An 11,345-nucleotide genomic window follows, 5' to 3' on the forward strand; every position below is an offset into this window, starting at 1 on the left:
GTAAGGGTTCGATAAGCTTGCGCCGGGGAAAAGAGAGCCGAGTGCCAGTCCCGCGAACGGGCTGCCGTACGGCCACACAATCTGGGGGAAAAATTTCGCTGTGACAAGTCTGCTGGGGAAGCTTGGGCTGAAAAGGCGCCACAAGAAGTTTGTCAACGGAACGGCGTTCGGCGCCGCCGTGGCTGTTGTGGTCACTGGCGCTGTGTTGTATCCCGGATTCAAGACCACCGAGGTGGAGCTGAACGACGGCGGCGTCTGGGTGGTCTCCAAGTCCAAGAATGCCGTGGGCCGGCTGAACTACCCGTCCCGGGTCCTGGACGGTGCCGTAACACCGGCGTCCACCACCTTCGACATCCTGCAGGATGCCGGGGACGTGTTTGTGGATGACGAAACCGGTTCAACCCTTAACCAGGTGTCGCCGGCCAACATGCGCCTGGGCGGGGACAAGCAGCTGCCTGGCGCGGCCGACGTCAGTTTCGGCTCCGAAGTAATCTCGGTGACGGACGCAGCATCGGGCAAGGTGTGGGCGGTGTCGCCGTCCACGGTCAACGGTTTTGACGAGGAAGCCACCGAGCCGGTGCTGGTGGGCTCCGAAGGCACCGTTTCGGCAGTGGGGGAGGATGACCGGATTTATTCGGCGGAGCCGAAGTCCGGTGTGGTGACGGTGACCGGTGTTGATGCCAATGGTGCTGTCGCGTCGAGGGAGTCTGAGACGTGGGGGGAGTTGAAGGGTTCGGGGGATCTGCAGATCACGGTGGTGGGGGATAAGCCGGTGCTGTTGGACGCGGCGGCGGGGGCGTTGTTCCTGCCTGGCGGGAAGCGGTTGCAGTTGGAGAATGCGCGGGAGGCGAAGCTGCAGCAGGGCGGTCCCGCCAGCGACTTTGTAGCAATTTCCACACAGAAGGCGCTGCTGAAGCAGCCCCTCGACGGCGGCACGGCAAAAACAGTGGCCTTCGACGGCGAGGGTGTGCCGGCGGCTCCTGTGCAGTTGGGCGGGTGTGTCCACGCAGCGTGGTCCGGTGCCAACAAGTACGTCCGTGACTGCACGAACGACACTGATGATAAGAACGTGGATGTGCCCAAGGCGAGTGCGTCGCCGTCGTATGTGTTCCGGGTGAACCGGGACCTGGTGGTCCTGAACGACGTGAACTCGGGCAATGTGTGGCTGGTCAACCAGAACATGCAGCTGGTGAACAACTGGGACGACGTCATTCCACCCAAGAACGAATCCGACGAGCAGGACCAGGAGTCCGCGGACAACAACAGCATTAACGTCCTGCCGGACCGCACCAAGCCCAACCGTCCGCCGGAAACCAAGCCGGACGCCGTCGGCGTCCGCCCGGGCCGGACCACCATCCTCAGTGTCCTGGACAATGATTCGGATCCCGACGGCGACGTGCTTACTGCAGCTGTCGGTGCCTCCGGCCCCCGGGCCGGCATGCTGGAAAACATCTACGGCGGCACCGCCTTCCAGGTCTCCGTCCGGGCAGATGCAACACCGGGAACGGAGATGTTCAGCTACAACGCCTCGGACGGCCGCGGCCTCTCCGCCGCCGGCCAGGTCACCCTGAGCGTGGTGGGACCGGACGAGAACAAGCCGCCGCAGTTCAAACGCGGCGATGACACCACCATGCTCGTGGAACAGGGCAAAACGGTCAGCCAGAACATCCTCACGGACTGGATCGACCCCGACGGCGACGACCTGGTGCTGCTGGACGCCAAGGCGGACAACGAGCAGGACCAGGTTAAGGTCCGGCGCGACGGCCTGCTCACCTTCCAGGACTCCGGCGCCACCGCGGGCAAGAAGACTGTCGAGGTCACCATCTGGGACGGCCGGGCAACGGTCACCGGAAAAGTAGTGGTGAACGTCCAGCCACCGGGTGCCTTGCCGCCAGTGGTCAACGCCGACCATGTCACTGCCGTGCTGGGCCAGGACCTGGTCATCTCCCCGCTCAAGAACGATGTCGATCCCAACGGAGGCGCCCTCAGGCTGGCCCAGGTGGAAGCCAACGGCCCCGCCGAACTGGGCCCCGTCACCGACGGCGGCACCTTCACGTTCCGCAGCACCACCCCCGGCCCCGTCTATTTGACGTACATCGCCAGCAACGGCCCGCAGAGCAGCCAGGGCCTGATCCGCGTGGACGTGGAATCCGGCGATGACACCGGCAACCCGGTGGCTGTCCACGACGTCGCGTTGATGCCCACCGGCGGAAGCGTGCTGCTGGACCCACTGGCCAACGACTCAGATCCGTCCGGCGGCGTGCTGGTGCTGCAGTCCGTCAAGCTCCCGGGAAACTCCACCGCTTCGGTCAGCGTGATCAACCACAGCGTCCTGCGCATCACGGACATCCGGGGAACCAAGGACCCCGTCCTCTTCGAATACACCATGTCCAACGGGAACAAGTCGGCCACCGGCAGCGTCTCCGTGGTGCCGGTCCCGGCCCCCGCCGTCGTGGAAGCACCCCAGCCCAAGCCGGACGAAGTGAACGTTCGGGTGAACGACGTCGTCACCATCCCTGTGCTCGACAACGACGCCCACCCGCAAGGCCAGGAACTGACCGTGGACCCTGACCTGCCACAGGGCGTGGACCCGGTGGACGGAAAGAGCTTCGTCTCGGAGAACACCCTCCGGTTCATCGCCGGCAGCCAGCCAAAGACAGTCAGGGCCATCTACAACGCCGTGGACCCGCAGGGCCAAAAAAGCGCCGCCGCCGTGACCATCCATATCCTGCCGCTGGAAGGCGCGGAGAACTCGCGTCCGCAGCCGCGCAACCTGACGGCTCGGGTGGTTGCTGCCGGTACGGTCCGGATTCCTGTCCCGCTGGACGGTATCGATCCCGACGGCGACTCGGTCCAGCTGACCGGCATCGACAGCACCCCGGCCATGGGCACAGCGACGGTCGGCAGCAACTTCATTGACTTCACGGCGGCCGGAGACGGCGCCGGCACCGACACGTTCCGCTACAAGGTGGTGGACCGGCAGGGCGCCGTCAACACGGGCACGGTGACGGTGGGCGTTGCGCCGCGCGGCGAGGTCAACCAGAAACCGACTCCTGTGGATGACGAGGTTCGGGTCCGGCCCGGCCGCCAGATCGCCGTCGACGCCACAGGAAATGACACCGACCCCGACGGTGACCTCATCCGCATCCTGACGAACGGCATCGAGGCCGATCCGGCACTGCAGGCCACCGTGAGCAAGGCCAGTGGCAGGATCATCCTGCTGGCACCAGGTGAAGCCGGCACTGTCAACGTGCGCTACACCATCGCTGATGACAGGGACGCCTCAGCGCAGGCCGCCATCCGCGTTGTGGTGGATAACCAGGTGCCCCTCAAGGCTCCCATCGCGCGGGACGACAGGGTGACGTCCGCCCAGACTCTGGGAAAGACCGCCGTTGATGTCCCCGTCCTGAAAAATGACGAGGATCCCGACGGCGTGGGCGAAAACCTCAAGATCAGCACCGAGGCCACCACGGCCCGCCCCGGCGCCGAGGGCAATATGCTGGTAGACCTGACCGAGCAGCCGCAGCTCATCCCGTACACCGTGGAGGACGTGGACGGGCAGCAGTCGACGGCGGTCATCTGGGTCCCCGGCCTGGGACAGCAGGTGCCCACCCTGGCCAAGGATGAGGTCATTGAGGTCACTGCGGGCCAGTCCGTGGATATCGACCTGGACGAGTGGGTGAAGGTCCGCGAGGGCCGCTCGCCGCGGCTGACCCAGGCGGACCGGATCAAACTGATCGGCGCCGACGGCGGGGATCCGGTCACGGGTGACGGGACGGGCCTCAAGTACACGGCCGGCACGGACTACGTGGGCCCGGGTTCACTTACCTTCGAAGTGACGGACGGAACCGGTCCGGATGATCCTGCCGGCCTGAAGTCCACCGTCAGCATCCGGACCAAGGTGCTGCCCGATCCCAACAAAAACAACCCGCCGGAGCTCCTGGGCGCCAACGTGGACGTCCCGAAGGGGGACTCCGCCAGCACCGACCTCGGGAAGCTGACCTCGGACCCTGACCGGGACGACGTCGAAAAGATGACGTACGAGCTGGTGGGCGGGTCACCGGCAGGCTTCAACGCCGGCGTTGACGGCAGGAGCCTCAAGGTCTCGGCGGCGGACTCGAGCGGCACGGGAACCACTGCAGCCGTCCAGGTCAAGGCCCGGGACCCCCGCGGACTCGAGGCCACCGCAACCTACCAGCTGGCGGTCACGGCCTCGAACCGGCCCAAACCCGTGGCAAACGACGACGTGGAGCCCAACGTCGCCGCGGGCAAGCCCGTGACCGTAAACGTCCTGGCCAACGACGCCAACCCGTTCCCGGAGTCGGCGTTGAAGATCATCGCTGCCGGAGCGGAAACCGGCAGCGGAAACGTTGAGGTGAACGGTGATTCCGTGACCGTGACACCCGCCCCGGGCTTCACCGGAACCATGGTGGTGTCCTACACGGTGGCCGACAAGACGGAGGATTCTTCCCGGCAGGCGACAGCCCGCATCCGGCTTACCGTCAAGGACAAGCCGCAGGCGCCCACCACGCCGCAGGCCCAAAGCGTGGGCGACCGGACGGCCCTGCTGAACTGGACGGCGCCCGCGGACCGCGGCTCGCCCATCACCAAGTACACGGTGTACGGCGAGGGCGGGTTCCAGCAGGACTGCCCGGCCAACACCTGCACCCTCAACGGGCTGGTCAACAACACCAAGTACCACTTCCAGGTGACGGCCACCAACGAGTTCGGTGAATCGGACAGGTCGCCCGCCTCCGCGGAGGTGCGTCCGGACGTGAAGCCCGATACCCCGCTGGCACCGTCGCTGAAGTTCGGCGACAAGGAACTGTCCATCAACTGGACAGCACCGGCCAGCAAGGGATCCCCGGTGAAGTCCTACGACCTGGAAATCTCGCCCCCGCCGGCCGGGCAGAACGCCCAGATCCAGAACCTGGCAGCTGTCAGCTATGTCTGGAAGGGCCTGCAGAACGGTGTCTCCTACAAGGTCCGGGTCCTGGCGCGCAACGACGCCAAGGAACCCTCCGAATGGAGCCCCTACTCGGCGGCCGAAGTGCCGGCCGGAGTGCCGGCTACGCCAGCCGCGCCCACGGCTGCCGAGGCAGGGTCCTTGGGTGCGCAAAGCCAGTTGAAGGTCACCTGGACGGCGCCGGACAACAATGGCGACGCCGTCTCGGCCTACACGCTGACCACCCTGCGCGGCGGCGCAGTGGTGTCCACCCAGCAAGTCACCGGCACCTCGCAGAACGTGACGGTGGACAATTCGGAAACCAACTACACCTTCTCGGTGTCGGCAACCAACAAGGCCGGCACCAGCGGGACCAGCGCCGAGTCGGCCGCCATCCGGGCGGCCGGCAAACCAGACCAGGTGAGCAGTGGAACGGTTGCGGATACCGGGAACGGCGGCCAGCTTAAGGTGACCTTCACGCCCCTGACGCAGGCACAGCGCAACGGGTCCACGGAGGGCGAGATCCGCTACAGCTACAACGCTGACGGCCAGAGCGGATCCATCCCGGCCGGCGGCGGCAACATCGGCGGCCTCACCAACGGGAAGGACGTCACGGTCACCATCATTGCGACGTCCACCAAGAACAACGTTTCGGGTGATGCCAAGGCCATCGGTACCGGCAACCCCTACGGGCCGCCGAATGCCCCGAGCGTTGACGGCACCACCTCCGCGAAGGGTGACGGCGACGTCCACTGGACCTGGAACAACCCGAACACCAACGGACGGCCGCTTAGCCACTACGAGGTGAGTTACGAAGGCGGCGGCTGGATCAACGTCGGCAAAGCCAACCGCTATGACCGCTCCGCGGGTGGCTGGAATCAAAGCCGCCAGCTCAAAGTCCGTGCGGTGACGGTTGTTGCCGGTGCTGCCGGTTCGGCAACGTCGCGGTCCGGCGACAACCCGACGCCGCCGCCGCCCACTTCGTGGACCATCACCGCAACACCGGTGCGCAGCTGCACCGAGCCCGGGTACGGCGTCGACAGCTTCCGTGCGGGCAACCCGTCATCCTGCGTCGGCGGGGGCAAGTGGTTGCCGGAAAACACGCCATCGGAATCGGACTTCTACGTGGTTTGGTACAAGACCTCCGCGAACCCCTCGGGCATCTGGTACCACCTCACCAGCGGCCCGGCCACCGGAAACTATGTCCGTCACGACACCACCAACCGGGACGGCCAAGGGCCGCCGGCAGGCATGCCGCAGCGCTAGGCACACCGGCAAGACTTCGAGCATCACCAAGACTGAAAAGGACTACATCATGACCATGACCACCGAGCAGGCCGCCTGGTTTGCAGGCACCTTCGACAAGCTTGTCGCCAACGTGGGGCAGGCAGTGCTGGGCAAAGAACACGTTATCCGGCTGACCTTCACGGCCATGCTCGCCGAAGGCCACGTGCTGTTCGAAGACGCCCCCGGCACCGGCAAGACCTCCCTGGCCCGGGCCCTGGCTGCCACGGTGCAGGGCTCCAACAACCGCATCCAGTTCACCCCGGACCTGCTGCCCTCGGACGTCACGGGTGTAACCATCTATGACCAGAAGACGCAGAAGTTCGAGTTCCACAAGGGCCCGATCTTCAACAACATCGTCCTGGCTGATGAAATCAACCGGGCCTCGCCGAAGACCCAGTCGGCGCTGCTGGAGGTCATGGAAGAATCGCGGGTCACGGTGGACGGCGTCACCTACGAGGCCGGCCGGCCGTTCATGGTGATGGCAACGCAGAACCCCATCGAACAGGCCGGCACCTACCGCCTGCCCGAGGCCCAGCTGGACCGCTTCCTGATCAAGACCTCCATCGGCTACCCGGACCACGCCTCCACCGTGCGGCTCCTGGGCGGGTCGAACCTGAAGGACCGCTCCCAGGAACTCTCCGCCGTCATCACCACCCAGGCAGTGGCGGACATGGCCGACCTTGCCGCCACCGCGCATGTGGACACCGCGGTCCTGGAATACATTTCCCGGCTTTGCGAAGAGACCCGCAGCGCCCCGGAAACCCGTCTTGGAGTCTCGGTGCGCGGCGCACTGGCCATGGTCCGCGCGGCGAAAGTCTGGGCAGCCGCCCAGGGCCGGAACTTCGTCCTTCCGGACGACGTCAAGGAACTGGCCCCGGTGGTGTGGACCCACCGTTTTGTGATGGACCCCGAAGCGGAATTCTCAGGCGCCACCGCCGAAGCCGTGCTGACCCGAATCCTGGCGGACGTCGCCGCACCGCAGCAGCGCACCAACGCCTGACGCCGCAGCCCTTACCCCGGCACAAGCCCGGCACAACCTCAAACCAGCACAACAAGAAGGCACACATATGTCCAGCGGCACCCCGTTGACCCGGATCGCGGAGCGTCTCAAGCAGCCCTTCCTCAGGAAAGGCCACCCTGCGGCCCTGCATCCCTCTGCCGTCTGGGCCGAGGCCTCCACAACGGCAGGACTCGCCGTGGCTCCTGCCTGGCGAGCTGTCCGCGGGGCCTGGCTGAAGTACGCCTGGCCCGTGCTCTCGGTGGTCAGCGTGCTGGGCTGGTCCGTTCTTGCGGCAGCCGTCCTGCTGTGGACTGCCGGGCAGGCCTATGGCTGGCAGGAAGCCAAGGCAGCAGCGGTGGCGGCCTTTGTGATGTTCGTGCTTGCCGTGGTCTTCATCCTGGGCAGGTCCACCTACGGTGTAGTCCTCGACCTTGCCCGGACAAGGGTTGCCGTGGGGGACAGCGCCGTAGGCAGCATCGCTGTCACCAATACGTCCAACCGCCCACTGCTGCCCGCGGCGGTGGAGCTGCCGGTGGGCGGCGTCACGGCCGTCTTCCACCTGCCCCGGATGAAGCCGCAGCAGGTCCATGAGGACCTCTTTACCATTCCCACTGCGCGCCGCGCCGTGATCGTCGTGGGCCCGGTGCGCTCAGTCCGCGCTGACCCGCTGCACCTCCTGCGCCGGCAGGTCCTGTGGACCGAGCCGGAGGACCTCTTCGTCCATCCCCGCACGGTAGCCATCGCGGGGTCGGCTGCCGGCTTTATCCGTGACCTCGAAGGCATGCCCACCACTGAGCTGTCCAGCGCCGATGTGTCCTTCCATGCCCTGCGGGACTACGTCCCGGGGGATGACAGAAGGCACATCCACTGGAAAACGACGGCCCGGACCAACAAGCTGATGGTCCGCCAGTTTGAAGAGACCCGCCGCGCCCACCTGGCTGTGTCCCTGTCCATCAACACCGATGAATACGCATCGGAAGAGGAGTTCGAGATGGCCATCTCCGCTGCCGCCTCCATCGGCCGGCAGGCCATCCGCGAGCAGCGTGAGCTGGACGTCCTCACGCAGAAAGGCCCGCTGCGCTGCGAAACGGGCCGGAACATGCTGGACGACATGACCCGGATCGTGGGGGCACCCATGCGCCGCACCGCCGTCGACCTCGCCCGGACGCTCGCCGACACTGTTCCCAACGCCTCTGTGGTCTTTTTTGTGGTGGGCAGCAACGTGACCGCCACCCAGCTCCGGTCCGCCGCCGCCTCCGTGCCACCCGGTGTGCGCAGCCTCGCCGTGCGCGTGGAGGCCGGCGCCGCATCGAGCAGGGCGAACATCGCCGACCTCACAGTGCTCACCCTGGGCGACCTCGCCGACCTTGGCATCGTTCTTCGAAAGGCGGCAGCATGACTTCCGCGCCCGGCCTGCGCCCGCGCACCGCATCTGCCCGGCAGCCACGCGGCACCCAGGGATCACCCTTCGCAGACGGCCAGCCGCCCTGGCATTTCCTGCTCGACACGGGCGCCCTGACACTACTCCTGGGGCTGGGACTGCTTGGCTTCGGGCTCAGCTTCGGCGGCGATCCGTATTACCTCGTGTCCGGCTTTGGCGGGATCGTCCTGGGCCTGGCCATCGGCGTCCTCAACGCGCACCTTCGCCTGGGGCTGCTCATCACCTCGGCCCTGGTGCTGGGGGCCTACCTGGTGTTCGGGACGGTGCTGGCTGTGCCGGACTCGGCCATCGCCGGCTTCGTGCCCACCCTGGACTCGCTGCGGATCCTCCTCCTGGGCATCGTGTTCGCCTGGAAGGACATGCTGACCGTCGGCGTCCCGGTGGGAACAGCCGGGGGCGTACTCATCGTCCCGTTCCTGAGCTCCATGATCATGGCATTGGTGGCTGCGGTCCTGACCTGGCGGGCCAGGAGCCCTTACCTTCCGCTGATCCCGGTATTGGTCCTCTTTGTCACAGGCATCGCCTTCAGCACCAACGCCGCCTTCCTCACCCTTGAGCGCGGCATCGGCCTGACGGTGTTGGGCATTGCATGGGCGACCTTCCGCCGGGATGCGGTCCGAAGAAGCAGCAGCCGGAAAGTGGCTGTCAACAACCCGCAAGTTGACTCGGCCACCGCGCAGCGGGCCAAGCTGCGCAGGCTGGGCATGGCCGCGGGAGTAATCGCCGCCAGCGTGGCGGTCACTGCGCTGTCCGCTCCGCTGGTGACCGCCGGGGGAGACCGGAAGGTCCTCCGGAACGTTGTGGTCCCGCCGTTCGATCCCAAGGACTACATCACACCGCTCGCGAGTTTCCGCACGTTCGTCAAAGACAAAAAGGACGACACGCTGTTTGTGGTCAAGGGGCTGCCCCGCGACGGCCGGGTGCGGCTGGGCGCACTGGATGCCTTTAACGGCACCAACTACAACATGGATCCCAACGGCTCGGGCAACTTCAGCAAGGTGGGCGACACCGAGTCCATCAACACCCTCGCCGACACGTCCGGAGCTGTTCCCACCAACGATTACTCCATTGGCATCACCATCGAGGACTACCAGGGCTTCTTCGTTCCCGGCGGCCGCAAGACCACCGGTATCAGCTTTGACCAAGGCGCCTCCCTGGCGGCTTCGGGCCTCTACTTCAACTCCGGCACTGATACCGCAGTGACCACCAACGGGCTGTCCAAGGGCGATTCCTACAGCGTCCAGGTGTCCGATCCCGTCAAGCTCGAACACGGCCAGCTGACACAGTACGACTTCGCCCAGGTGTCCCTGCCGGGCCCGGCTGAGGTGCCGCCGGTGGTGGCATCCCAGGCGAACGACCTCTCGGCGGATGCCCCCACGGCCATCGACCGGGTGCGCCAGATTGAAGCCCACTTCCAGAAGACGGGGGCGTTCAGCAACGGCCTGGTCAGCGAAGGGCAGCTGCCCAGCGTCTCCGGTCATGGCTCTGCACGCATCAGGAACCTGTTGACGGCCAAGCAGATGCTGGGTGACGACGAGCAGTACGCCGTGGCGATGTCCCTGATGCTGCGCCACCTCGGCATCCCGTCGCGGGTGGTGATGGGCTTCTACCCTGATCCGACGAGCCCGGAAAACGGCGCCGGGGAAGTAAAAATCACCGGCAAGGATGTCCATGCGTGGGTGGAGGTCGCCTTCGAGCGGGTGGGCTGGGTCAGCTTCGACCCCACTCCGCCCAAGGACAACGTCCCCATCCCGCCGGATCCCGAAAACAAGTCCAAGCCCAAGCCCCAGGTCCTGCAGCCGCCGCCCCCGCCGCAGGAACCCGCGGACCTGCCGCCGGACTCTTCGCCGGATGCCCTGGACGCGGACCAGAAGAAGAACAACCCCTGGCTGTTCTGGGGAGCGCTCCTTGGCGCCCTGGGCGTCGCCCTGATCCCACTGTCCATCCTCGCGTTGCCGCTGTTGTTGATTGCGTTGCTTAAAGCACGACGACGGAAGTCACGTTTCCGGGAAGGTGACCCTGCGCAGCGGGTCGGCGGGGGCTGGAGTGAGGTGGTGAGCCTTGCCACCGACATGGGGGCCGCCGTCGACACCCGTTCCACGCGCCGCGAAAGCGCGGCAGTGCTGGCCGAGGCCTTCCCCGCCAGCGGCGGCACCACCACCATGCTGGCAAGGCGGGCCGACGCATCGATCTTTGGTGCCGGCCAGCCCAGCGAGGATGACGTCGGGGAGTACTGGACCATTGTTGACGGCTCGTTGAAGGAAATGACGTCCACCGTGGGATTCTGGCGCCGTCAGCAGGCAAGGTTCTCGCCACGATCCCTGCTCGCGGACGCGCGCACCCTCCTCGGCCGCCGCGGCGCCAGGCTGGCACTCCCCGTGCTGCCCTCCCTCAAGGGGACCGGCCGCCGTCGTCCTGCCGCCCCGGAAGCAGCTGTTCGTCCTGCCACGCCGGACGCCGCAACGCGCGAAACCGCAACGCCGGGCTCCGTGGCGCCGGACGCAACATTGCCCGACACAACACAGCAAGGACCCAGTACCCAGTGACAGACGACGCCGGGCGTTGCCCCCATTGCCGGCAACTGATCCGCGCGGGGGCTGCTTTTTGCGCTGCCTGCGGAGCGCCACTGCCCAACCGCTCAGCGCGCAGCATCCGCCATCCTCTCCCGGTTG

Annotated in this window: 4 protein-coding genes; all 4 read left to right on the top strand. The window is 66.4% G+C overall.

Annotation, left to right across the window (positions count from 1 at the left end; translation table 11 throughout):
* Positions 1–100 precede the first annotated feature (100 nt).
* The 4 genes from M1E07_RS07355 (at position 101) to M1E07_RS07370 (ending at position 11,219) form a co-directional block, all read left to right on the top strand.
* The gene (locus tag M1E07_RS07355) at positions 101–6,211 is read left to right on the top strand and encodes an Ig-like domain-containing protein (RefSeq protein ID WP_461189596.1); all 6,111 of its coding nucleotides are present in this window, start codon (positions 101–103) and stop codon (positions 6,209–6,211) included.
* A 49-nt stretch (positions 6,212–6,260) separates the two neighbouring features.
* Entirely contained in the window at positions 6,261–7,232 is a 972-nt protein-coding gene (locus tag M1E07_RS07360; RefSeq protein WP_461189597.1) for an AAA family ATPase, read from the top strand.
* Positions 7,233–7,299: 67 nt separating this feature from the next.
* Positions 7,300–8,631, top strand: coding sequence for a DUF58 domain-containing protein (locus tag M1E07_RS07365; RefSeq protein WP_461189598.1), 1,332 nt, complete (start codon positions 7,300–7,302; stop codon positions 8,629–8,631).
* Positions 8,628–11,219: a transglutaminase-like domain-containing protein gene (locus tag M1E07_RS07370; protein ID WP_461189599.1), complete on the top strand. Its 2,592-nt coding sequence runs from the start codon at positions 8,628–8,630 to the stop codon at positions 11,217–11,219. The genes M1E07_RS07365 and M1E07_RS07370 overlap by 4 nt, the downstream gene beginning before the upstream one ends.
* Positions 11,220–11,345 lie beyond the last annotated feature (126 nt).

It is taken from the genome of Arthrobacter sp. Z4-13 (genome assembly GCF_054792705.1).